This is a genomic window from Variovorax sp. AC103, from assembly GCF_979254005.1.
In genome coordinates this window covers 352496-376045 of the sequence record NZ_CEEDFC010000004.1, presented here as the reverse complement: position 1 = coordinate 376045, position 23550 = coordinate 352496, and the positions used below count along the sequence as shown (strand labels likewise).

Here is a 23550-nt window from a genome sequence, read left to right as displayed (position 1 = left end):
GCCGACATGACGCAAGCTTCCGGCGCGCCTGCCGACATCATTCTTCCGACCTCCCCGGTCGCCACCCTTCAAACCGTCGGCAAGGTGCGTACGCCCTGGGGCGAGTGCTGGCGCCGCTTCAAGAAGCAGCCCGTGGGCATCGTGGCCGCGCTGTTCGTGGCGCTGCTGGTGTTCATCGCGGTGTTCTCGCCGTGGATCGTGCCCTTCGATCCGGAGAACTTCTTCGACTACGACATGCTCAACAGCGGCCCCTCGGCCACGCACTGGATGGGCGTGGACCCGCTGGGCCGCGACATCTTCAGCCGCATCCTGGCGGGTGCGCGCATCTCGCTGATGGCGGGCTTTGTGTCGGTGCTGGTGGGCGGCTTCATCGGCACGGCCTTCGGCCTGCTGGCGGGCTACTACGAAGGCTGGTGGGACCGCATCGTGATGCGCGTGTCGGACGTGCTGTTCGCCTTCCCCGGCATTTTGCTGGCGCTGGGCGTGGTGGCCATCCTGGGCAGCAGCATGACCAACGTGGTGGTGGCGGTGTCGGTGTTCAGCGTGCCGGCCTTCGCGCGGCTGGTGCGCGGCAACACGCTGGTGCTCAAGCAGCAGACCTACATCGAGGCCGAGCGCAGCATCGGCGCGTCCGACTGGACCATCATCGTGCGGCACATCCTGCCGGGCACCATCTCGTCGATCGTGGTGTATTTCTCGATGCGCGTGGGCACCTCGATCATCACGGCGGCCAGCCTGTCGTTCCTGGGCATGGGCGCGCAGGCGCCCACGCCCGAGTGGGGCGCGATGCTCAGCGAAGCCCGCGCCGACATGGTGACCTCGCCGCACGTGGCGCTGTTCCCCAGCCTGGCCATCTTCTTCACCGTGCTCGCCTTCAACCTGCTGGGCGACGCACTGCGCGACGCGCTCGATCCGAAGATCGACCGCCAGTAAATTCCCGGTTCCCTGCTCCCATGTCTTCCAGCGCGCAGCACGCCACCCTTCCCTTCATCGGCCACCTGCTCCAGGGCGAACGCAACGCGATCACCGACGTGGCGGGCGTCACGGTCGGCCACCAGACGCTGAACGACGGCGGCGTGCAGACGGGCGTGACGGTGATCCGGCCGCACGCCGGCGACCCGTTCCGCGACAAGGTGCCGGCCGCGGCCGTGGTGCTCAACGGCTTCGGCAAGAGCGTGGGGCTGGTGCAGCTCGAAGAACTGGGCGTGCTGGAAACGCCCATCGCGCTGACCAACACCTTCTCGGTGGGCACGGTGGCCACGGCGCAGATCCGCGAGTGCGTGGCGAACAACCCCGAGACCGGCCGCGCGCTGCCCACGGTGAACCCGCTGGTGTTCGAGTGCAACGACGGCTATCTCAACGACATCCAGCGGCTGGCCGTGAAAGAGGCGGACTACCTGCAGGCACTGCAAGGCGCCAGCGCCGATTTTGCGCAAGGCTCGGTCGGCGCGGGGCGCGGCATGTCGAGCTTCCAGCTCAAGGGCGGCATCGGCAGTGCGTCGCGGCGCGTGTCGTCGCGAATAACCGGGCCCGGTTCCCCGGCTTCTCCGCGCGGCTGCCACACGGTCGGCACGCTGGTGCTGGCGAACTACGGGCGCCAGCCGCAACTGCTGCTCGCCGGCCACGCGGTGGGCGAGCGGCTGGCCGCACTGCAGGCAGCGCACCGCCCAGCGCCGTTGGACGAAGCCGAGAAGGGCTCAATCATCATCGTGGTGGCCACCGACGCACCGCTCGACGCGCGCCAGCTGCGCCGCCTGGCGCTGCGCGCGGGGGCTGGCCTGGCCCGCACGGGCTCGGTCTTCGGCCATGGCAGCGGGGACATCGTGCTGGCCTTTTCCACCGCCTACACCGTGCCGGACCGCGTCGAACGGCCGATGCCGGCCGTGGCGATGCTGCACGACGCGCTGCTCGACGGCCTGTTCCAGGCCGCGGCCGACAGCACCGAGCAGGCGATTCTTCATGCGCTGTGGCGCGCCACGCCCGTGACGGGGCGCGACGGCAACCACCGCGCCGCGCTGGCCGAGCTGCTGCCGCCCTCTTCACTCTCTTGCTGACCTCATCACCGACCGCACCGCCATGAAAGTCCTGATCTCCACCGACATCGAAGGCGTCGCCGGCGTCTACCACCCCGAGCAGGTGCGCCCCGGCAACCCCGAGTTCGAGCGCGCGCGCCTGCTGATGACGCAGGAAGCCAACGCGGCAATTGCCGGCGCCTTCGACGCGGGCGCCACCGAGGTGCTGGTGAACGACTCGCACGGGGGCTTTCGCAACATGCCGCCCGACGTGCTCGACCCACGCGCCCGCGTGGTGCAGGGCAAGCCGCGCTACCTGAGCATGGTGGCCGGCGTGGAAGAAGGCGTGGACGCGGTCTGCATGGTGGGCTACCACTCGCGGGCGCAGGGCCGCGGCATTTTGGCGCACACCATCAACAGCTTTGCCTTTGCGGGCATCGCGCTGAACGGGCAGGAGCTGGGCGAGGCCGGGCTCTACGGCGCGCTGGCCGGCGAGTACGGCGTGCCCGTGGTGATGGGCAGCGGCGACGACGTGTTCATCGCCGAGAACCGGCCGCTCTTTCCGCACGCGACCTTCGTGGAAACCAAGAAGGCCACGGGCTTCGGCAGCGGCGTCTCGCTGTCGCCCGAGCAGTCGCGCCGTGCCATCCGTGCCGGCGTGGAAGAAGCTCTGGCTGCGCATGCCAACGCCAAGCCGCTGGTCCTGGCGGGCCCGCAGACCGTGACGCTGCGCGCCCAGTCGACCGCGCTGGCCGACCTGTTCTGCCAGTGGCCGGCGTTCGAGCGCGTGGACGGCGTCACGCTGCGCTTCACCACCGAGACGGTGGAGGCGGCGGTGCGCATGCTGAACTGCTGCTCGGCGATGTCGTCGATGCTGCGCTGAGGCAGCACCCGGGCACTTCGCCCTTTCCTTACTGGAACGCGACTTCGCGCATGCCGATGCCGCGCGGCGCGTCCGACGCGAAGGCGCGCGGGGCATGGCCCAGGGCGGGAGCGCCCTGCCCCTGCTCCAGCTTGAACTGACCCACGATCTGCGACAGGCTGCCCGCCTGCTCCTGCAGCGACTGGGCGGCGGCCGAGGCTTCTTCCACCAGCGCGGCGTTCTGCTGCGTGGCCTGGTCCATCTGCGTGATGGCCTGGTTGATCTGCTCGATGCCCGAGGTCTGCTCCTGGCTGGCGGCGCTGATCTCGCCCATGATGTCGGTCACCCGCTTCACGCTGCCCACGATCTCCTCCATGGTGCGCCCGGCGTCGGCCACCTGGCGGCTGCCCTCCTCGACCTTTTCCACCGAGTCGCCGATCAGCGTCTTGATCTCCTTGGCGGCCGCGGCCGAGCGCTGCGCCAGGCTGCGCACTTCGGAAGCCACCACGGCGAAGCCGCGCCCCTGGTCGCCCGCGCGGGCCGCTTCCACCGCGGCGTTCAGCGCCAGGATGTTGGTCTGGAAGGCAATGCCGTCGATCACGCTGATGATGTCCACGATCTTCTTGGACGACGCATTGATCGAGCCCATCGTCTCCACCACCTGGAACACGACGCTGCCGCCGCGCACGGCCACTTCCGAGGCCGAGGTGGCCAGCTGGTTGGCCTGGCGCGCGTTGTCGGCGTTCTGCTTGACGGTGGAGGTCAGCTCCTCGATGGAGGCGGCCGTCTGCTCCAGCGAGCTCGCCTGCTCTTCGGTGCGCGAGGACAGGTCCTGGTTGCCGGTGGCGATCTGCGTGCTGGCGGTGGTCACGTTCATCACCACGCCGTGCACCTGCGAGAGCGAGCCCTGCAGGGCGCTGCGCATCAGGTCGAGCGCGCGCAGCAGGTGACCGGTTTCGTCCTTGGCGTAGCGGGATTGCGCGGCGCCGGTCAGGTCCATGTCGGCGATCGACTGGGCGATGGTCTCGGCGCTGCGCAGCGGAAGCACGATGCTGCGTGCCAGCATCCAGGCCAGCAGCGCACCGGCCACGAGGCTGACGGCGGAGCACACGATCAGCAGCGTGCTGGTCTGCGCGCGCAGGTCGTTGGCGCGCGCGGCGGCCGCGTCGAGCTGCTCGCGCTGCATGTCCACCACCTGCTGCACGCCGGCGATGTAGCTGACCGACGTGGGCTGGAACTGGTTGTCGAAGGCGCGGTTGGCGCCGGCCAGGTCGCCCGTCAGCTTGAGCTTGCTGACTTCTTCACGCGAGGCGAGGTAGGCCTTGCGCAGGCTGCCCACCTTTTCCAGCAAGGCCTTCTCTTCGGGCTTGACCAGCTTGCCCTCGATGAATTTCTGCAGCTCGTTGGTGTCCTTGATGGACTTGGCCGTGGCCGGCGCGAAGTAGTCGATCAGGCTCGAATCGCTGCTCTTGGCGATGGCCGCGGCGCGCTGCACGCCCGAGGTGGTGTGGCGAAGCCAGTCGGAGCCGGCGCGCTCGGTCTTCACGTTGTCCTGGATCATCGTGTCGATCTCCTGGCTCAGTTGCTGCAGCTTCAGCACCGCGGCCACGCTGGTGGCCAGGAAAAGCGCCAGGATGGCGCCCAGCACGATGGCAAGGCGCTTGCCAATTGAGACGTTGCTCAAGAACATGATCGGACTCCGGGACTCAAGGGAAATGGAAAGACGGCCGCCGAGGCACGCTCGGCGCGCATCGAATCTGAAGGAAGCGGCCAAGGCGGCCGCTCTCCTTGGCTGGATATCGGCAGTTCGGCCGAAAACTTGAGGGCCCGGCGGCAAACAGGCGCCGGCGCCTGCGAGGAACCCGTTCTGTTCCTAGAATTCCCCGGGCCGGCGACACGTTTCTGGCCCGCCCGGCTTATCCGGAATAAGCATCCAACCGTCCCGCAACCCGCATGGATACTGGTGAATAAGCTTATCCGCATAAGGCGCGAACCAAAAAATAGTTTGTTTCCATAAGGCCCCCTTTCAGAATCTCGGCTTCTTGCTGGGGCGCCCCGTTTCACGTTCGGCACCGCACTTCCTCAAGACACACGCACGCACGATGTACCAATACACAGAATTCGATCGCCAGTTCGTTCATCAACGAGCCGCCCAATTCAGAGACCAGCTCGAGCGCTGGCAAAAGGGCAAGCTGCCCGAGGACGAGTTCCGCCCGCTGCGGCTGCAGAACGGCTGGTATGTGCAGCGCTACGCGCCCATGCTGCGCGTGGCCGTGCCCTACGGCGAACTGTCGAGCCGCCAGATTCGTGTGCTGGCGCGCATCGCCCGCGAATACGACGAGCCCGAAGCCGAGGTCTACCGCAAGGCGCTGGAAATCCAGGGCGGCATGGGCAGCCACAAGCTGCCGACCCACTACGCCCACTTCTCGACGCGCCAGAACGTCCAGTACAACTGGATTCCGCTGGCCAAGTCGGCCGACGTGATGGACCTGCTGGCCTCGGTGGACATGCACGGCATCCAGACCAGCGGCAATTGCATCCGCAACATCACGAGCGACGAGCGCGCCGGCATTGCGGTCGACGAAATCGCCGATCCGCGGCCGTTCGCGGAAATCATGCGCCAGTGGAGCACGCTGCACCCTGAATTCGCCTTCCTGCCGCGCAAGTTCAAGATCGCCATCACCGGCGCCACCGAAGACCGCGCGGCCACCGGCTGGCACGACGTGGGCCTGCATGTGGTGAAGAACGAGGCCGGCGAACTCGGTTTTCGCGTGCAGGTGGGCGGTGGCATGGGCCGCACCCCCATCATCGGCACCGTGCTGCGCGAGTTCCTGCCGTGGCAGCAGATCATGAATTACCTCGAAGCGGTGATCCGGGTCTACAACCGCTACGGCCGCCGCGACAACATCTACAAGGCGCGCATCAAGATCCTGGTGAAGGCCGAAGGCCAGCGCTACATCGATGACGTGGACGCCGAGTACAAGCAGATCCTGGAGGTCGACGGCGCACCGCACACCATCACGCAGGCAGAGTACGACCGCGTGGCCGCCTCCTTCGTGCCGCCGACGCTGGCCACCCGCGTGCTGCAGAGCGCCGAGAAGACCGACGCCGAACTGCGCGCCCACGCCGCCGACGACGTGCAGTTCGCCCGCTGGCTCGCCCGCAACGTGGCGCCGCACAAGAACCCCGCGCTGCGCGCCGTCACGCTGTCGTTCAAGCGCCTGAAGCAGGCGCCCGGCGATGCGGATGCCGACCAGCTCGACACGCTCGCGCAACTGGCCGACCGCTTCTCCGCAGGCGAAGCCCGCGTGACGCACGACCAGAACGTGGTGCTGCCCTGGGTGCATGCCGAAGACCTGCATGCGCTGTGGCTCGCCGCCCGCGCCGCCGGCCTGGCCAGCGCCAACGTGCACCTGCTGACGGACATGATCGCCTGCCCCGGCGGCGACTTCTGCTCGCTGGCCAATGCGCGCTCGATTCCCATCGCCGAGGCGATCACCGAGCGCTACCAGGACCTGGACGAGCTCGACGACCTGGGCGAGATCGACCTGCACATCAGCGGCTGCATCAATTCGTGCGGCCACCACCACAGCGGCCACATCGGCATCCTGGGCGTGGACAAGGACGGCAAGGAGTGGTACCAGGTGTCGCTGGGCGGCTCCGATGGTTCCGCGCTCAGCGGCGCGCCGGTGGCCGGCAAGGCCGTGGGCCCCTCGTTCTCGGCGGCCGAAGTGCCGGGCGTGATCGAGGCCGTGCTCACCACCTACCGCGACACCCGTGTGTCGGGTGAGACCTTCATCGACACATTGCGGCGCGTGGGGCCAGACCCGTTCAAGGCCGCGGCCAACGGTGCGCGTTTCAAGGTGGAGGAAGCAGCATGAAGAAGACTCTCAACATCCTGGCTGCCGAAGACCACATCGACGACGGCGACCCCAAGGTGCTGCAGCTCGCCAACGACGCCGACCCGTTCGCGATCGAGGCCTGCCTGTCGGACATCGAGCGCATCGACCTGAACTTTCCCAAGTTCACCGACGGGCGCGCCTACAGCCAGGCCTTCCTGCTGCGCCGCCGCCTGGGCTTCACCGGCGACATCCGCGCCACGGGCGACGTGCTGATCGACCAGCTGGTGCAGATGGAACGCACCGGCTTTTCCAGCGCCGTGCTGAAAGAAGGCGTGGACGCCTCCGACGCGCAGCGCCAGTTCGACCGCTTCTCTGCCTTCTACCAGGGCGACGCGGTGAAGACCGCGCCGCACTTCGCGGCCGGCAACTGAGAGCGCAACCAGACCTTCGCCATGAGCATCGACCTCGCACGCATCAACACCGAACTCGGCCGCAACGCCGAGGGCCTGGTGGACTGGGCCATCGGCCTGGGCCAGCCCGCAATAGTCACCACCAACTTCCGGCCTTTCGAGGCCGTGATCCTGCACATGGTCACGCGGGCCAAGCGCGATGTTCCCGTGGTCTGGATGGACAACGGCTACAACACCGAGGCCACCTACCGCTTTGCCGACGAGGTGACCCGGCAGCTGGGCCTGGACCTGCACATCTACCTGCCGCGCCGCTCGCGTGCGCACCGCGAAGCGGTGGAGGGCCAGACGCCCGCGCTCGACGATCCGCGCCACGCCGCGTTCACCGAAGAGGTGAAGCTGGAGCCCTTTGCCCGCGCGCTGCGCGAGACGGCACCCAAGGTCTGGTTCACCGCGCTGCGGGCCACCGATACCGCCGTGCGCGCGCAGATGGACCCGGTCAGCGTCAACCCCGACGGCCTCATCAAGGTGGCTCCGCTGCTGCACTGGTCGTCCAAGGATCTTCACGAGTACTGCGTGAAACACGGCCTGCCCAACAACTTCGACTACGTGGACCCGACCAAGGGCGAAGACAACCGCGAGTGCGGATTGCATCTCGCGCACTGAGCGCCAACGGCTCACCGATTCCCAGCATTCAGCAAGCACCCCATCCGATGAACGCCCGTACCGAAACCGAACTGCTGCTGTCGCCGGCGCACCTGTCCAACACGCACCTCGATGCGCTGGAGGAAGAAACCATCTTCATCCTGCGCGAGGTGGCGGCCGCCTTCGAGCGCCCCACCCTGCTGTTCTCGGGCGGCAAGGACTCGCTGGTGCTGCTGAAGTGCGCGGAAAAGGCGTTCGGCGCGGGCCGCATTCCCTACCCGCTGCTGATGATCGACACGGGCCACAACTTCCCCGAAGTCACGGCCTACCGCGACCAGCGCGCGAAGGAGCTGGGCGCCGAACTCATCGTGCGCAACGTGGAAGACTCGATGAAACGCGGCACCGTGCGCCTGGCCCACCCGGACGAGTCGCGCAATGCGCACCAGTCGGTGACGCTGCTCGAGGCGATCGAAGAATTCCGCTTCGACGCGCTCATCGGCGGCGCCCGCCGCGACGAGGAAAAGGCGCGCGCCAAGGAGCGCATCTTTTCGCACCGGGACAGCTTCGGCCAATGGCAGCCCAAGGACCAGCGCCCCGAGCTGTGGACGCTGTTCAACACGCGCCTGGCCCCGGGCGAGCACTTCCGCGTGTTCCCCATCTCCAACTGGACCGAGCTGGACGTGTGGCAGTACATCGAGCGCGAGCACGTCGGCCTGCCGTCGATCTACTACACGCACAAGCGCGAAGTGGTCGAGCGCCGCGGCCTGCTGGTGCCGGTGACCGAACTGACCCCGCCGCGCGACGGCGAAACGGTGCAGGTGCGCGACGTGCGCTTTCGCACCGTGGGCGACATCACCACCACCTGCCCGGTGGAAAGCCTGGCGGCCGACGCCGCCGACGTGGTGCTGGAGACGCTGTCGGTCGACGTCAGCGAGCGCGGCGCCACGCGCATGGACGACATGACGTCCGAAGCTTCGATGGAAAAACGAAAGAAAGACGGTTACTTCTGATGAGCGCGACCACTGCAACCCCTGTCACGGCCGGCATTCACGGCGACACCGGCACCGCCCTGCGCTTCATCACCTGCGGCTCTGTCGACGACGGCAAGAGCACGCTCATCGGCCGCCTGCTGGTGGACAGCAAGACCGTGCTGCAAGACCAGCTGGCCGGCGTGCAGCGCGGCGGCGAAACCGACCTGGCCCTGCTGACGGACGGCCTCTCGGCCGAGCGCGAGCAAGGCATCACCATCGACGTGGCCTACCGCTACTTCTCGACAGCCAGGCGCAAGTTCATCATTGGCGACGCGCCGGGCCACGAGCAGTACACGCGCAACATGGTCACGGCCGCCTCGGCCGCCGACGCCGCAGTGGTGCTGGTCGACGCGACCAAGCTGGGCTGGGCCGCCGAAGTGGAAGACGGCACCGTGGTCTCGCGCGAGCTGCTGCCGCAGACGCGCCGCCACACGCTGCTGTGCAACCTGCTGCGCGTGCAGTCGATCGTGTTCGCGGTGAACAAGCTCGACGCCATCGCCGATGCCGGCCTGGCCTTCGAACGCATCTCGACCGCGCTGAACGCCTTTGCCGAAGCGGCCGGCGTGCGGGTGGCGGCGATCGTGCCGATCTCGGCGCTCAAGGGCTGGAACGTGGCCACGCGCCACGCCGACTGGGTCGGCTACGAAGGCCCGAGCCTGCTCGAACTGCTCGAAGACCTGCCGGTCACGGTGCAGGACGAGGCCGTGCCCTTCGCCTTTCCGGTGCAGTGGGTCGAGAAGTTCTCCTCGTCGGCCGACACCTCGCAGGGCCGCCGCGTGTTCTGGGGCCGCGTGGCCTCGGGCCATGTGGAACCCGGCCAGCGCGTGACGGTGCTGCCGAGCAACCAGACCGCCACCGTCGCCCAGGTGCTCAACCACACGCGCCATCCGCAGGCGGTGCATGCGGGCCACAGCGCGGGCATCGTGCTCGACCGCGAGGTCGATGTGTCGCGCGGCGACTGGCTGCTGGCGCCCGAGGCTTTCGAGCCGGTGCGCGAGATCACCGCCACCGTGGCCTGGCTGGACGACGAGCCGCTGGTCGCGGGCCGCGTGTACTGGGCGCTGCAGGGCCACCGCTGGGTCAAGGCCAAGGTGGCGCGCATCGTCGACCGGGTGAACATCACCACCCTCGAATCGGAGCCCGCGACGCAGCTGGAAGCCAATGCCATCGGCGACGTGGTGCTGGCGCTGCAGCAGCCGCTGGCGGTGCTTCCCTTCGCGCAATCGCGCGCGCTCGGCTCGCTGGTGCTGGTCGATACCGCCTCCCACAAGACCGCCGCTGCCGTGCTTGTGCAACCCGCCGCCGCAAAGGCCTAAAATCTGGGGTTTTCCCCGATCACATTGACGTCAAAAAACAAATGACCCACGTCGTCTCCGAAGCCTGCATCCGCTGCAAATACACCGACTGCGTGGACGTTTGCCCCGTCGACTGCTTCCGCGAAGGTCCCAACATGCTGGTGATCGACCCGGACGAATGCATCGACTGCGCCGTCTGCATTCCCGAATGCCCGGTCAACGCGATCTACGCCGAAGAAGACCTGCCGGCCAACCAGATCGCCTTCATCAAGATCAACGCCGAGCTGGCCGTCGCCGACGGCTGGAAGAGCATCACCAAGCGCAAGCCCGCGCTGCCTGACGCCGAAGAGTGGAAAGACAAGACCGACAAAGCCGGGGAGCTGGTGCGCTGAACCAGCCCACCGCTCCTGCCGTGGCCATCGAAACCGACGCCCTGATCGTCGGTGCCGGCCCTGTCGGGCTGTTCCAGGCCTTTCAACTGGGCCTGCTTGAAATTTCCTGCCACATCGTCGATGCACTGCCCGCCGCCGGCGGCCAGTGCGTGGCGCTGTATGGCGACAAGCCGATCTACGACATTCCCGGCACCCCCGTGACCAGCGGGCGCGACCTCGCGCAGTCACTGCTGGAACAGGTGGCGCCGTTCAAGCCGCAGTTTCACTTCGGCGAGCAGGTCGCCACGCTGGCGCGGCAAGCCGACGAGCGCCTGCTGCTGACGACCTCGGCCGGCAAGGCCTTCCTGGCGAAGACGGTGTTCATCGCGGCCGGCGTGGGCGCCTTCGTGCCCAAGCGCATCACCATCGAGGGCATCGCGCAGTTCGAAGGTTCCACGCTTTTCTATCACCCCGAATCGCTGGATCGCTTCGCGGGGCAGACGGTGGTGGTGAACGGTGGTGACGACATCGCTCTTGAAACGGCCATTGCGCTCACGTCCATCGCCAGTCAGGTCACGCTGGTCCACCGGCGCGACGGCTTCCAGGCCGACGAGGCGAACATCGCCGCGATGCGCGCCCTCGTGGCCGCGGGCCAATTGGCCTTCCGCGTCGGCCAGCCGACCGCCTTCGACGGCAAGCAACTGCAGATCACCACGCCCGATGCAACGACCCTCGACCTCCCGCTCGATGCGCTGGTCGCCTGCCTCGGCATTTCGCCCCGGCTCGGCCCCATCGCCGACTGGGGCTTGGAACTGGAGCGCAAGCAGGTGCCCGTCGACACCGAAAAATACGAAACGCGCGAGCGCGGCGTGTTCGCGGTGGGCGACATCAACACCTACCCCGGCAAGAAGAAACTCATCGTCTGCGGCTTCCACGAGGCCACGCTGGCGGCCTGGGGTGCCACCGCCATCGTGTTCCCGGGCAAGGCCGTTCCGCTGCAGTACACGACCACCAGCACGCGGCTGCACGAGCTGCTGGGCGTGACCCAGCGCAACCGAGCCTGATCAGGCGCGGGGCAGCAGCGCCCCGTATTCGCCGATGAAGCTGCCGATGGCGGCGACGAAGCGGTCGATGTCCGCATCCACCACCGGCAAGGACAGCACGACGAAACCGCGCGGCGAGGCATAGATGCCTTGCGCCAGCAGGTGGAAGAACAGCAGCTGGCGCAGCCGCCCGTCGACGCTGGCCAGGTCGTCGGAGCGAACCACCTCGCCACTCACGAAATGCGCATTCATCAGCGAGCCCAGGCCGGTGAACTGCAGCGCCACGCCCTCCTTCTCGCACAGCGCGTTGAGCCGCGCGCGCATCGCCTCGCCGCGCGCGGCCAGTGCGCCGGCCGCCTCGGGCGGGAACAGCTGTGTGAGCCCCGCGTAGCCCGCCGCCATCGTCATCACGTTGTTGTTGAAGGTGCCCGAGTGCGACAGCGGCCCGGTGCGCGGGTCGAACAGCGCCATCACGTCGGCGCGCCCGCCGAAGGCGCCGAAGGACATGCCGCCGCCGATGTACTTGCCCAGCGTGGTCAGGTCCGCGCGAATGCCCAGCTGGTTGGCCAGCCCGTGCGGCGCGAGCCGCGAAGTCATCACCTCGTCGAATATCAGCAAGGCGCCCACGCGCGTGGCCGATTCGCGCAAGGCCTGCAGGAAGTCGAGCCGCCCCGGAATGCAGCCGCTCGCGCCCTGCATCGGCTCGACCAGCACCGCCGCCACGTCGGCGCCGTGTTTGTCGATCTGCTCGCGCGCCGCCTGCGCGTCGTTGTAGGGCAGCACCAAAAAGTCGAACGGCACCGTCGTCGGCAGCGGCTGGGCGCCGAAGCCCAGCACGCCGCCGTGGTAGCCGCCCGAGAACACCACGATCTTGCGGCGGCCCGTGAAATGCAGCGCCGCGGTGAGCGCCATCAGGTTCGCCTCGGTGCCCGAGTTGGTGAAGCGCAACTGCTCGATCTGCGGAAAGCGCTCGCAGATGAGCTGCGCCAGCCGGCCTTCGAGCAGGTTGTGGCCCGTGAGGTTGATGCCGCTCTTCATCGCCTCGACGACCGCGTCGCGGATCTCGGGTGCGGAGTGGCCGTAGACGCCGGCCGTGTACTCGGCGATGAAGTCCGCATAGCGGTGGCCGTCGGCGTCCCACAGCGCGGCGCCCTCTCCCCTGGCGATGGTCAGCGGGAACGGGGCGTAGAACAGCACCGAGCGGCTGTTGGCACCCGGCATGTAGCGCGACTGTTCGTCGAACTGGCGGCGGCTGGCCGGGTTGCGGTCCGCGAAGCGTTGGTGGGCTTCGTGGACAGCCTGGTCGATGGCGGCATGCGTCATGGGAAATGCTCTCCGGGCAAGCGTTTACAGGTCATCGATCACCAAATTAATTGATCGATGCTCAATTAATATTATTTATACAGCCAATTCAGCTGCCGCACAATGCAGCGGATGCCGACACCGACAAAGAAGAAAGCGCCTGCCAAGGCCAGAGCCGAGCCCGGACCCGAGCCCAGGACGGCCGGTCGCCCCGCTGGCAGCGCGGCCCTGACCAAGCAGCGCATCGCCGAAGCCGCGCTCGAGCAGATCGACGAGTTCGGCCTGGGCGCCTTCAGCATGCGCGAGCTGGCGGCCCGGCTGGGCGTGTACCCGGCCACGGTGCACTGGCACGTGAGCACGCGCGAGGCGCTGCTGGCCGAGGTGGCCGCCGCCGTCATGGCGGAGGTGGCGCCGCCGCCGGGCAAGCTGGCCTGGCAGGCATGGATCGCCGAACTGTTCCGCCGCAGCCGCGCCGCCGTGCGCCGCCACCCCAACGTGGCGCAGCTGCTGGGCGCGCAGCTGGTGTCGAACGGCAGCCTGCCGATCGAGCTGGTCGAAGGGGTGCTCGCGGCGCTCACCGAAGCCGGCTTCGAAGGGGAGCCGCTGCTGGAGGCCTACAACTGCGTGATCGCGGCGATGCTGGGCTTCCTGACGATGGAGTTCTCGCCCCTGCCCGCCGACAACACCCAGGCCTGGGCGGAAGAGTTGCGCGAGCGCGTGCACACCATTCGCCCGCTCGACCATCCGGTGCTCACGCGCAACCTGCCGCTGATGGCCAACAAGGCCTTCATCCTGCGCTGGGACAACGGCACCACCGTGCCGCTGGACGGCAGCTTCGAGCGGCACATCCAGATCACCGTCGACGGGCTGGAGGCGTTCGCGCGCAGGGTCAGGGCGGGCTGAGCTCGAGCAGTTCGTAGAGCACCATGCGCGTCTGCCGGCCGCGCAGTTCGGCCAGCTCGTCGATGCGCCGGGTCGCGAGCCGCCCGCCGAGCCCTTCGAAGGTCGCCTGCGAAATGAGCGTGCGCGTGCCCAGGTCCTTGTTGGCGCCCTCGATGCGGCTGGCTACGTTGATCACGTCGCCCACGGCCGTGTACGACAGCCGGTCGCTGGAACCCAGCACGCCCGCGATCGCCATGCCGGTGTGAATGCCGATGCGGGTGCGGAACTCGCGCATGCCTTCGGCGCGCCACCGGGTATTCAACGCGTTCATCTCGGCATGCAGTTCCAGCGCGGCCGTGCAGGCGCTGTACTCCGCGTCTTCCAGGTCCGAGGGCGCGCCCCACAGCACCATGATGCCGTCGCCCATGAACTTGTCGACCACGCCGCCGTGCCGAGCGAAGATGCGCGCCGCCAGGTTGAAGTACTCGGTCAGCTGCTTCACGAGCACGTCGGCGTCCAGCGATTCCGAGATGGAGGTGAAGCCCTCCACGTCGGTGAACATCGCGGTGATGCGGCGCGGCGAGCCGCTGGGCGCAAGCGCATGGCCCTCGGCGATGAGCTGCTTGATGAGGTCCACCGGCACGAACTTGCTGAAGGCCTTGAGGCTGCGCGCGGAATCGTCGAGCGCCTGGTTCAGGTGCTGGATCTCCAGCACCCGGCTCGATGCGAGCGGTAGGTTGTCCAGCTCCAGCCGCCCGATGCGGCGCGCCACGCGCGCGAGGTTCTCGATCGGCAGGGTCACGAGCTTGGACAGCCGCAGCGCGATGAACAGCGCCACCGCCAGGAAGCTCAGCGTCAGCAGCAGCGCCAGCGCCAAGGCGCGCTGCAGGCCGCCGAGCAGCACGTCCTCGTGCTCCCAGCTCACCAGCAGCCAGCCCGTGGGCGCGATGCGCGAGGTCTGCGCCATGTAGCGCTCGCCGTCGTGCACGAACGAAAAGGCCGAGTCCTCGGCGCCGCCCACCGTGCCGTCGGCCAGGATGTGCGCGTGCAGCGCGCCCAGCACGCCGCTGTCGGGCTGCGCCAGGCGACGAACCGGGTCGGGGTGGTCGCTGCGTGCGAGCACGTGGTCGTCGGCGCTCAGCAGGGCGCTGTCGCCGTGGCCCGTGCCGCCGAACACGCGCACCAGGCGCGACAGGTGGCCCAGCGACACATCGGCGCCCAGCACCAGCGCCTGCACGCGGCCCTCGTCGTCGCGCCGCAGGCTGGGCAGTGCGTAGGTCATGTTGAGTTCGCCGCTTTCGGCATCGACGAAGGGCGCGGTCCACAGCGCGCGGCGTACCGCCAGCGCCTGCACGACCCAGTCGTTGCGCGCGGGGTCGTGGTTGCTGCGGAAGGCCTCGATGCGGGTGGTGGCGTAGCGCTCGCGCGGGTCGCCGTCGCCCACGGTGTCGGGCGTCGGCTTGAACTCCCAGGTCTCGGTGCTGAAGGCGGCATCGCGCAGCACCTGCCACACCGCGGACACGGGATAGCGCTCGGCCATCATCTGGTGCCCGTCGTCGCTCACCACGCCGATGCTGTCCAGCTCGGGCGTCTGCTCCAACGCCGCCCAGAGCAGCTCGGCCGTCTGCTCACCGTCCTGGCCCGCGGGGTGCAGGCCGGGCGTGTGGCCGAGGGCGCGCACCAGCGCCTCGGTCTTGGCCAGAAAGGCGAGCACGTTGTCCTCGACCCGGTCGTGGTTGACCTTGTGCGCCGATTCGCCCACGCGCGACACCAGCCGCTGCGCGCCCCAGTACCCGAAGGCCACCAGCAGCAGCGACTGCACCAGTGCGACCAGGCAGATGATGGTGCCGACGTCGACCCTGAAGCGCCGCATGCGCGCAGGTGGGGATGAAGAAGCCGGCGATGCCGCCCTTTCGTCCGGATGACTCAAATCGTCAGCCATGGCAGTTCCTCTCTCGTGCACCAGCGTGCCCGCCCCGTTTCTTGTCCGCTTCCTGCAGGCAGCCGATGACTGCCGCGACCGAAGATGGGCGCCATTCTGGCCCCGATCCGGCGGGGGCCGACGCATTGCAGGGCGCGTTTTGCGGCAGGGGATAAAATCCGGCCCGCACCGCAGTTCGCCGCGGTGCATTGCTAGGGGTGTCGAGCCGGAACGCGTTCCGGGGCTGACTGAGAGAGTCCCTTTGAACCTGACTGAGGTAATCCTCGCGCAGGGAAGCTGGTCCGGCGGCCTGTCGCGTTGTCTCGCGCGACGGCCGAGCCGCTGGAGCCTCGCCCACCTGCCAAACCTTTTGCACTGGAGCAAACGGATGGCACACGACAACAACGGATCCTTCCCCGCCAACGAGGCGCTCACGCCACTGCCCGCGTCGCAACGCGTGTTCGGCTGGCACGACCACGCCTCGCTGTGGTTCAGCCTGGGCGTGGGCCTGCTGGTGATGCAGATCGGCGCCTACCTGGTGCCGGCCGTGGGCACGCGCGACGCGGCCCTGGCGATCGTGCTGGGCTCCTGCCTCGGCGCCGGCCTGCTGGCCTGGACCGCGCGGCTGGGCTGCGAAAGCGGCCTGGCCAGCGCAGGCCTGATGCACGCCACCTACGGCAGCGCCTTCGCGCGACTGCCGGTGCTGCTGAACATCGTGCAGCTGGTGGGCTGGACCACCTTCGAGCTGGTCATCATGCGCGAGGGCACGCAGGCCATCGGCCAGGCGGCATTCGGCCCTTCGCTGGGCACGGCATGGGGCGGCGCGCTGACCACGCTGCTGTGGGGTGCGGTGCTGCTGGCGCTGCTCGCGGGCTCGATGGTGAAGCTGGTGCGCCGCTTCGTGAGCCGCTTCGGCCTGCCGCTGGTGGTGCTGTCGCTGCTGTGGCTCAGCTGGCAGTTCGCCACCCGGCTTCAGGCCAAGGGGCTGGACGCCTTCTGGGCGCGGCCCGGCGACGGCAGCATGGGGCTGTTCGGCGCGCTGGACCTGGTCATTGCCATGCCGGTGTCGTGGCTGCCGCTGGTGGCCGACTACGCGCGGCACGGCAAGCGCAGCGCGGGTGCACTGGGCAGTGCCTTCAGCGGCACGTGGATCGGCTATGCGCTGGCCAACGTCTGGTGCTACGCGCTGGGCGTGATGGTGGTGAGCGTCGCCGAGCCGGGCACGGAACTCGTGATGGCGCTGCTGCTGGCCCAAGGCGGGCTGGTGGCGCTGGGGCTGATCCTGATCGACGAGCTCGACAACGCGTACGGCGATGTCTACTCCGGCTCCGTTTCCACGCACAGCCTGTTGCCGCGCTGGAGCGTGAAGCGCTGGGGCCTGCTGCTGGCCGCGCTGTGCATCGCACTGGCACTGGTGCTGCCGATGCACACGCTGGAGCCCTTCCTGCTGCTGCTGAGCTCGGTGTTCGTGCCGCTGTACGGCGTGATCATCGGGCGCATGGGCAGCGGCCGTTCCGTATCGCTGGCAGCCGGGCGCAAGGTCGACGTGCTTGCAGCGCTGATCTGGATCGCGGGCATCGCGGCGTACCACGCGCTCGCCAAGTGGGCGCCGCAGTTCGGCTCGGCCCTGCCGACGCTGGCGGCGACCTTCGTGCTCGCCTGGCTCAGCCGGCCGAGGCCGATGGCGACCACGGCAGGCGGTGCATCGGCACTGGCGCGAAACCGTGGTTGAGCGGGCCATGACCGGCACCGACCTTCACGCCCGCACCGGCCGCCATGGCGCCGAGGATGTAGGCGCGCGCCCGCTCGACCGCGTCGGGCAGCGTCGCGCCCAATGCCAGGTGCGCGGCAATGGCGGACGACAGCGTGCAGCCCGTGCCGTGCAGGTTGCGGCTGGCGATGCGCCTGGAAGCCAGGCGCTTTCTTTCGCCACCGGCTTGCAGCAGCACGTCGACCACGTCGTCGCCGGGCAGGTGGCCGCCCTTGAGCAGCACGGCCTTCGCGCCGAGCGCCAGCAGTTCGTCGGCTGCGGCGTCGAGCGCGTCGATGCCGTCGATGGCATGGCCGATCAGCAGGGCCGCTTCGTCGAGGTTGGGCGTGACGACCAGCGCGCGCGGGAACAGCTCGCGCACCAGCACCTGCACCGTTTCGGCCGCGATCAGGCGGTCGCCGCTGGTGGCGACCATCACGGGGTCGAGCACCACGTTCTTCAGCTGGTAGCGGTCGATGGCCCAGGCCACCACCTCGACCACTTCGGGGGCATGCAGCATGCCGAGCTTGACGGCATCGACGCCGATGTCTTCCACCACGGCCTGGATCTGCGCCTTGAGGAACTCGGGCGGCACGCCGTGGATGCCCGACACGCCCAGCGTGTTCTGCGCGGTGAGCGCGGTGATGGCCGTCATGCCGTAACAGCCGAGGGCCGCGAAGGTCTTCAGGTCGGCCTGGATGCCGGCGCCGCCGCCGCTGTCGGAGCCGGCGATGGAGAGCACGCGTGCGTAGCGCTGGGTGGGTGCATGGGTCATGCTGAAAATTATCGGCGACTGTTTTCCCTTTCTTGCTCCCTCCCCTCCCGGGGGAGGGCTGGGGTGGGGGCAAGCGGCGTACCTGGTGGGCGCTCTGCCCGCCCCCATCCCGGCCTTCCCCCAAAGGGGGAAGGAGCAAGACCATGACGCTTCCCTTTCAATCGGCCGCCATCCTCGGCGCAGGCCTCATGGGCCGGCTGCTGGCCGTCACGCTCGCGCAGGCCGGCTGCAAGGTCGACCTGTTCGAAGCCGGCAGCCCCGAAGCCGAAGGCGCGGCGGCGCGCGTGGCGGCCGCGATGCTCGCGCCGCTGGCGGAATCGGCCGTGGCGCCGGTGCCGGTCGTGCGCATGGGGCAGCATGCGCTGTCGCGCTGGCCCGAGCTGCTCGCGCCGCTGGCGCAACCCGTGTTCTTCCAGCGCGAAGGCACGCTGGTGCTCTGGCACCGGCAGGACGCCGCCGAAGCCGCGCGGCTGGCGCGCGTGCTCGCGAACACAGGCACGCAGGTGCCCGAACTCGCGCCGATGCGCACGCTCGACGGCCAGGCCATCGCCGCGCTGGAGCCTTCGCTGGGCCAGCGCTTCGCGCAGGGCCTGTTCCTGCCCGGCGAAGGCCAGCTCGACAACCGCGCCTTGCTGGCCGCGCTGCTCGCCACCCTGCAGGCCGACCCTCGCGTGTCGCTGCACTGGCAGTCGCCGCGCGCACCGTCCGACTTCGCGCCCGGCACGGCGGGCCAGCCCGACTGGGTGGTCGACTGCCGCGGCCTCGGCGCCAAGCCCCAATGGAGCGCGCTGCGCGGCGTGCGGGGCGAGGTGATCCGTGTGCATGCGCCCGAAGTGAGCCTGCGGCGCCCCACCCGCCTCGTGCACCCGCGCTATCCGCTCTACATCGCGCCCAAACCCGACCACCTGTTCGTGATCGGCGCGACCGAGATCGAGTCGGACGACATGTCGAGCGCCAGCGTGCGCTCCACGCTCGAACTGCTGAGCGCCGCCTACGCGGTGCACAGCGGCTTTGCGGAAGCACGCATCGTGGAAATCGCCACGCAATGCCGCCCCACGCTGCCCGACAACCTGCCCGCCGTGCGCAGGCCGCAACCGCGGGTGATGCAGATCAACGGGTTGTACCGCCACGGTTTCATGATCGCGCCCGCACTGCTCGACGTGGCGATGGAACTGCTCACGACCGGTCGTTCCGCCCTCGCGCAGGGCTTCGGCATGGAGGCCCCGGACACATGACGATGAACATCCTGATCAACGACAAGCCCTTCGCGTTGCCCGACAACGCTCTGCTGACCGACGCATTGGCAGCGCTGAACGCCACGCCGCCCTTCGCGGTGGCCGTGAACCGCGAGTTCGTGCCGCGCTCGGCCTATGCCGCGCGCGCGCTGCAGCCCGACGACCGCATCGAAGTGATCCGCCCCGTGACGGGCGGCTGAATGATGGAGACGACCCCCATGACGACGAACGACCCGCTGGTTCTCTACGGCGAAACCTTCCAGAGCCGCCTGCTGCTGGGCACCGCGCGCTACCCCTCGCCCGACCTGCTCGAAGCGGCGGTGAAGCGCGCGAAGCCCGCGATGCTCACCGCCTCGCTGCGCCGCCAGACCGCCCACCAGGGGTCCGGTGGCAACGACACCGGCAACGGCTTCTGGGCGCTGTTGCGCGAGCTCGCCGTGCCGGTGCTGCCCAACACCGCCGGCTGCCACAGCGTGCAGGAGGTGGTCGCCACCGCGCAGATGGCGCGCGAGCTGTTCGACACGCCGTGGATCAAGCTCGAGCTCATCGGCGACGACTACACACTGCAGCCCGACACGCTGAACCTGGTCGATGCCGCCTCGCAACTGATTCGCGACGGCTTCAAGGTGCTGCCGTATTGCACCGAAGACCTGGTGCTGTGCCAGCGGCTGGTCGACATCGGCTGCCAGGCCGTGATGCCCTGGGCCGCACCCATCGGCACGGGCCGCGGGCCGGTCAACCCCTACGCATTGCAGGTGCTGCGCGACCGGCTCAAGGTGCCGATGCTGGTCGACGCGGGACTGGGCCTGCCGTCGCATGCCTGCCAGGTGATGGAGTGGGGCTACGACGGCGTGCTGCTCAACACGGCAGTCGCCCTGGCGCAAGACCCGGTTGCGATGGCCGGCGCCTTCGCCGACGCGGTGCAGGCCGGCCGCACCGCGTACCGCGCCGGCGCCATGGCCGCGCAGGACGCCGCGCAGCCCAGCACGCCCGTGCTCGGCACGCCCTTCTGGCACCACGCACCATGAGCACCCCCCTCGACCCTCGCGCCATTGCGCAAGCCATCGTCGCGACCCACGGCCTGCGCTTCGGCGCCATCGTTTCCGCGCCGGTCAGCGCGCCGGTCTTCTCGTCGGACGACCCGGTCTACCGCGGCGCCAAGCAGGGCTGCACGGCGCTCGGTTTCATCGAGATCGATGCCGAATGCCTGGCCCTGGCCTGGCGCGCGCAGACGCAGCGCCTGAGCAACTTCGACGCCGCGCTCTGGCCCGACGCACCGGAAGACTTCGGCCTGCGGGCCTTTCCCCCGGCCGCGCGCGCCGATGCGTTTCCGCCCTGCCCCGAACGCCTCGGCCTCTACGCCGTGCTGCCCGATGCGCAGTGGGTCGGCCGCATGGCGCGCGCCGGCGTGCCGACCGTGCAACTGCGCTTCAAGTCCGACGATGCGACGGCCGTCGAACGCGAGGTGCAGGCCGCCGTCGATGCGGTGCAAGGCACGGGCGCCCTGCTCTTCATCAACGACCACTGGCGAGTCGCCATCGCGGCCCGCGCCTACGGCATCCACCTCGGCCAGGAAGACCTCGACGCGCTTGCGCCCGACGAGCTGGCGCAGTTGCGCGCCAGCGGCCTGCGGCTGGGCATCAGCACGCACGGCTATGCGGAAATGGTGCGCGCCGACCGGGTGAGCCCGAGCTACATCGCGATGGGCGCGGTGTACCCGACCACGCTCAAGAAGATGGCGACCGCGCCGCAGGGCGTGGCCCGGCTCGGCGCCTACGCGCGCCTGCTGCGCGGCTACCCGCAGGTGGGCATCGGCGGCATCGACGCCGTGCGGCTGCCCGAGGTGCTGGCCACCGGCGTCGGCGCCGTCGCCGTGGTGCGCGCGCTGGTCGCGGCCGAAGACCCCGAAGCCACGGCCGCGCAATGGATGGCGGCGATGCGTGCCGAAGCTGCACGCAACTGAACCCAATGAAACAACACACTCTTTCGCCTCTCTCCTGCGCCGTCGCGGCCGCGCTTCTTGCAGCCGCCTGGAGCGCCCAAGCGCAGCAGGCCGCGCTGCGTGAAGTCACCGTCAACGACGCGGCCGCCGCGCCACAGGCCGACATCAGCGGCTTCGGCGACGTGCCGCTGCGCGAGCTGCCGATCTCGGCCACCGTGGTCGACAGCAAGCAGCTGCGCGACAGCGGCGCACGCCGGCTCGCAGACCTCACGCAGTTCGACGCCTCGGTCACCGACGCCTACAACTCCGCCGGCTACTGGGACTACCTCACGGTGCGCGGCTTCGTGCTGGACAACCGTTTCAACTACCGGCGCGAAGGCCTCCCGGTCAGCGCGGAAACCTCGATTCCGCTGGACAACAAGGAGCGCGTGGAAATCTTGCGTGGCACCAGCGGCATCCAGGCCGGCACCAGTGCGCCGGGCGGGCTGGTCAACTACGTCGTGAAGCGGCCCACCGAGCAGGACCTGCGCACGGTGCGCATCGAGACCACGAGCCGAGGCAGCGTGCTGGGCGCCCTCGACCTGGGCGGGCGCTTCGGCGAGAACCGCGAGTTCGGCTACCGGCTCAACGTGGCGAGCGAAAACCTCAAGCCGCTCACGCACAACCTCGACGGCAACCGCAACCTGTTCTCGCTGGCGGCCGACTGGCGCATCACGCGCGACTCGGTGCTGGAGCTCGAGGTCGAGCAAAGCCGCAAGACACAGCCGAGCCAGAACGGCTACAGCCTGCTGGGCAGCGTGCTGCCCGCGCCGGTGGACCCGCGCATCAACCTGAACAACCAGCCGTGGTCGCAGCCTTCGGTGTTCAAGGCGCTCACGGGCACGGTGCGCTTCAGCCAGGCGCTGAACGCCGACTGGCGCTGGAGCGCGCAAGTAGGCCAGCAGCGCCTGAAGAGCGACGACCGGCTGGCCTACGCCTTCGGTTGCAGCGCCGAAGGCAACTACGACCGCTACTGCTCCGACGGCACCTTCGACGTGTACGACTTTCGCAGCGACAACGAGCGCCGCACGCAGACGGCGGGCAGCCTGAACCTCAAGGGCAACGTGACGACGGGCAGCGTGAAGCACGAGCTGGGTTTCGGGCTGCTGCAAAGCCGTGTGCGCAACCGGTTCGAGAACCAGGCCTACAACTATGCGGGCACGGGCAACATCCGGGGCACCGCCATCGTGCCTGCGAACCCGGACGCCACCACGCCGCAAACCAACCGCGACGAGCGCTCAACCGAGCTGTCGGTGCAGGACGCGATCCGCTGGAACGACCGCTTCACCACCTGGCTCGGCGTGCGACATACGCGGCTGGACCGCAGCAGCATCGGCAACGACGGCTCCAATCCGACGGGCTACAGGCAAGGCGTGACCACGCCCTGGCTGGCCGCCAGCTACACGGTGCAGCCTGGGCTGCTGGCGTATGCGAGCTGGGGCCAGGGTGTGGAGTCGCAGGTGGTGCCGAACCGGGCCGACCAGTACGGCAACGCAGGACAGGCCTTGCCCGCGTTGCGCTCGCGCCAATGGGAGCTGGGGCTGAAGGGCGGCACCGACGCGTTCAACTGGCAGCTTGCGTACTTCGACATCTCGCGCCCGATGACCAACATCGACCAGTGCGGCGAATTCTGCGACGTGCGCAACGACGGGCGTGCGGTGCATCGCGGCCTGGAGGCCGGCGCGCAGTGGATGCAGGGGCCATGGCGCCTCGGCGGCAGCGTGACGCTGATCGATGCGAAGCGCCGCGACAGCACGGCGAACCCGGCGCTCAACGGCCAGTCGCCCACCAACGTGCCCAAGCAGGTGCTGCGTGCCCAAGCCGCCTACCGCGTGGCGGGGGTGCCGGGCCTGGAGCTCGCGGGGCAGCTGTCGTACGAAGGCCGGCGCAACGTGCTGCCGGACGGCTCGGTCACGCTGCCTTCATGGACGCGCGTCGATGCGGTGCTGCGCTACGACACCAGGCTGCGCGGCGTGAATACGACCTGGACGCTGGCCGTGGACAACCTGTTCGACCGTCGCTACTGGAAGGAATCGCCCTACCAGTTCAGCCACGTCTACCTGTTCCCGGGCGCGCCGCGCACGCTGCGCCTCGGGCTGACCGTGGCGCTTTGAGCCTTGCGAGGCTCGCAAATTTGGCGAGGCTTTGATCGGCGGTTGAGAAGGCCCAAAAAATCACGCTATAATCTAAGGCTTG

General features: G+C 68.9%; 21 protein-coding genes. 17 read left to right on the top strand and 4 right to left on the bottom strand.

Annotation, left to right across the window (positions count from 1 at the left end; all coding sequences use genetic code 11):
• Window positions 1-6 precede the first annotated feature (6 nt).
• The 3 genes from gsiD to AC0IYU_RS08455 are packed head-to-tail and all read left to right on the top strand — an operon-like array spanning window position 7 to window position 2895.
• Window positions 7-933, top strand: coding sequence for a glutathione ABC transporter permease GsiD (gene gsiD, locus AC0IYU_RS08465; protein ID WP_472115140.1), 927 nt, complete (start codon window positions 7-9; stop codon window positions 931-933).
• Between the two features lie 20 nt (window positions 934-953).
• Window positions 954-2054, top strand: a complete 1101-nt coding sequence (locus AC0IYU_RS08460; RefSeq protein ID WP_472115137.1) for a P1 family peptidase — start codon at window positions 954-956, stop codon at window positions 2052-2054.
• 22 nt (window positions 2055-2076) lie between these two features.
• Window positions 2077-2895: a M55 family metallopeptidase gene (locus tag AC0IYU_RS08455; protein WP_472115134.1), complete on the top strand. Its 819-nt coding sequence runs from the start codon at window positions 2077-2079 to the stop codon at window positions 2893-2895.
• A gap of 28 nt (window positions 2896-2923) precedes the next feature.
• Here AC0IYU_RS08455 and AC0IYU_RS08450 read toward each other — a convergent pair whose 3' ends face one another.
• Window positions 2924-4564 (bottom strand): methyl-accepting chemotaxis protein, encoded by a 1641-nt coding sequence (locus AC0IYU_RS08450; protein WP_472115132.1) that lies wholly within the window; start codon window positions 4562-4564, stop codon window positions 2924-2926.
• A gap of 412 nt (window positions 4565-4976) precedes the next feature.
• Here AC0IYU_RS08450 and AC0IYU_RS08445 point away from each other — a divergent pair, with 412 nt between their 5' ends.
• Genes AC0IYU_RS08445 through AC0IYU_RS08415 form a run of 7 tightly spaced genes read left to right on the top strand, consistent with a single transcriptional unit; the run spans window position 4977 to window position 11529 of the window.
• Window positions 4977-6755: a nitrite/sulfite reductase gene (locus AC0IYU_RS08445; RefSeq protein WP_435483858.1), complete on the top strand. Its 1779-nt coding sequence runs from the start codon at window positions 4977-4979 to the stop codon at window positions 6753-6755.
• Entirely contained in the window at window positions 6752-7147 is a 396-nt protein-coding gene (locus AC0IYU_RS08440; RefSeq protein WP_435438180.1) for a DUF934 domain-containing protein, read from the top strand. Before AC0IYU_RS08445 ends, AC0IYU_RS08440 begins: the two co-directional genes overlap by 4 nt.
• 21 nt (window positions 7148-7168) lie before the next feature.
• Window positions 7169-7789 (top strand): phosphoadenosine phosphosulfate reductase domain-containing protein, encoded by a 621-nt coding sequence (locus tag AC0IYU_RS08435; protein ID WP_472115129.1) that lies wholly within the window; start codon window positions 7169-7171, stop codon window positions 7787-7789.
• A 47-nt stretch (window positions 7790-7836) separates the two neighbouring features.
• Complete coding sequence (cysD, locus tag AC0IYU_RS08430; protein ID WP_472115126.1) at window positions 7837-8778, top strand: sulfate adenylyltransferase subunit CysD; 942 nt, start codon at window positions 7837-7839, stop codon at window positions 8776-8778.
• Complete coding sequence (locus AC0IYU_RS08425; RefSeq protein WP_472115124.1) at window positions 8778-10115, top strand: sulfate adenylyltransferase subunit 1; 1338 nt, start codon at window positions 8778-8780, stop codon at window positions 10113-10115. The genes cysD and AC0IYU_RS08425 overlap by 1 nt, the downstream gene beginning before the upstream one ends.
• 41 nt (window positions 10116-10156) lie before the next feature.
• On the top strand, window positions 10157-10486 hold the full coding sequence (fdxA, locus tag AC0IYU_RS08420) for a ferredoxin FdxA (protein ID WP_435438176.1): 330 nt from the start codon (window positions 10157-10159) through the stop codon (window positions 10484-10486).
• Window positions 10483-11529, top strand: coding sequence for an NAD(P)/FAD-dependent oxidoreductase (locus AC0IYU_RS08415; protein ID WP_472115235.1), 1047 nt, complete (start codon window positions 10483-10485; stop codon window positions 11527-11529). Before fdxA ends, AC0IYU_RS08415 begins: the two co-directional genes overlap by 4 nt.
• Here the strand turns inward: AC0IYU_RS08415 and AC0IYU_RS08410 are convergent, their stop codons facing one another.
• Window positions 11530-12831, bottom strand: a complete 1302-nt coding sequence (locus tag AC0IYU_RS08410) for an aspartate aminotransferase family protein (RefSeq protein ID WP_472115121.1) — start codon at window positions 12829-12831, stop codon at window positions 11530-11532.
• A gap of 111 nt (window positions 12832-12942) precedes the next feature.
• On the opposite strand from AC0IYU_RS08410, the gene AC0IYU_RS08405 reads away from it, so the two are divergent.
• Window positions 12943-13713 (top strand): TetR/AcrR family transcriptional regulator, encoded by a 771-nt coding sequence (locus AC0IYU_RS08405; protein ID WP_472115118.1) that lies wholly within the window; start codon window positions 12943-12945, stop codon window positions 13711-13713.
• Here the strand turns inward: AC0IYU_RS08405 and AC0IYU_RS08400 are convergent.
• Entirely contained in the window at window positions 13700-15634 is a 1935-nt protein-coding gene (locus AC0IYU_RS08400) for an adenylate/guanylate cyclase domain-containing protein (RefSeq protein ID WP_472115114.1), read from the bottom strand. The two genes, AC0IYU_RS08405 and AC0IYU_RS08400, sit on opposite strands and share 14 nt — an antisense overlap.
• Window positions 15635-16001: 367 nt before the next feature.
• On the opposite strand from AC0IYU_RS08400, the gene AC0IYU_RS08395 reads away from it, so the two are divergent.
• A complete protein-coding gene (locus tag AC0IYU_RS08395) occupies window positions 16002-17345 on the top strand; it encodes a purine-cytosine permease family protein (protein ID WP_472115111.1) in 1344 nt (447 codons plus the stop codon).
• On the opposite strand, the gene thiD is transcribed toward AC0IYU_RS08395, so the two are convergent.
• Window positions 17278-18138, bottom strand: a complete 861-nt coding sequence (gene thiD, locus AC0IYU_RS08390) for a bifunctional hydroxymethylpyrimidine kinase/phosphomethylpyrimidine kinase (protein ID WP_472115108.1) — start codon at window positions 18136-18138, stop codon at window positions 17278-17280. The two genes, AC0IYU_RS08395 and thiD, sit on opposite strands and share 68 nt — an antisense overlap.
• Before the next feature lie 143 nt (window positions 18139-18281).
• Between thiD and AC0IYU_RS08385 the strand changes: the two genes are divergently transcribed.
• From AC0IYU_RS08385 to AC0IYU_RS08365, 5 genes are read left to right on the top strand one after another with little or no spacing between them, the layout of a single operon-like run.
• Entirely contained in the window at window positions 18282-19373 is a 1092-nt protein-coding gene (locus tag AC0IYU_RS08385) for an FAD-dependent oxidoreductase (protein ID WP_472115105.1), read from the top strand.
• The gene (gene thiS, locus AC0IYU_RS08380; protein ID WP_472115102.1) at window positions 19370-19573 is read left to right on the top strand and encodes a sulfur carrier protein ThiS; all 204 of its coding nucleotides are present in this window, start codon (window positions 19370-19372) and stop codon (window positions 19571-19573) included. Before AC0IYU_RS08385 ends, thiS begins: the two co-directional genes overlap by 4 nt.
• Window positions 19574-19591: 18 nt before the next feature.
• Window positions 19592-20401, top strand: coding sequence for a thiazole synthase (locus tag AC0IYU_RS08375; RefSeq protein ID WP_435483874.1), 810 nt, complete (start codon window positions 19592-19594; stop codon window positions 20399-20401).
• Complete coding sequence (locus AC0IYU_RS08370) at window positions 20398-21336, top strand: thiamine phosphate synthase (RefSeq protein WP_472115099.1); 939 nt, start codon at window positions 20398-20400, stop codon at window positions 21334-21336. The genes AC0IYU_RS08375 and AC0IYU_RS08370 overlap by 4 nt, the downstream gene beginning before the upstream one ends.
• A 5-nt stretch (window positions 21337-21341) precedes the next feature.
• Window positions 21342-23468: a TonB-dependent siderophore receptor gene (locus tag AC0IYU_RS08365; protein WP_472115096.1), complete on the top strand. Its 2127-nt coding sequence runs from the start codon at window positions 21342-21344 to the stop codon at window positions 23466-23468.
• Window positions 23469-23550 lie beyond the last annotated feature (82 nt).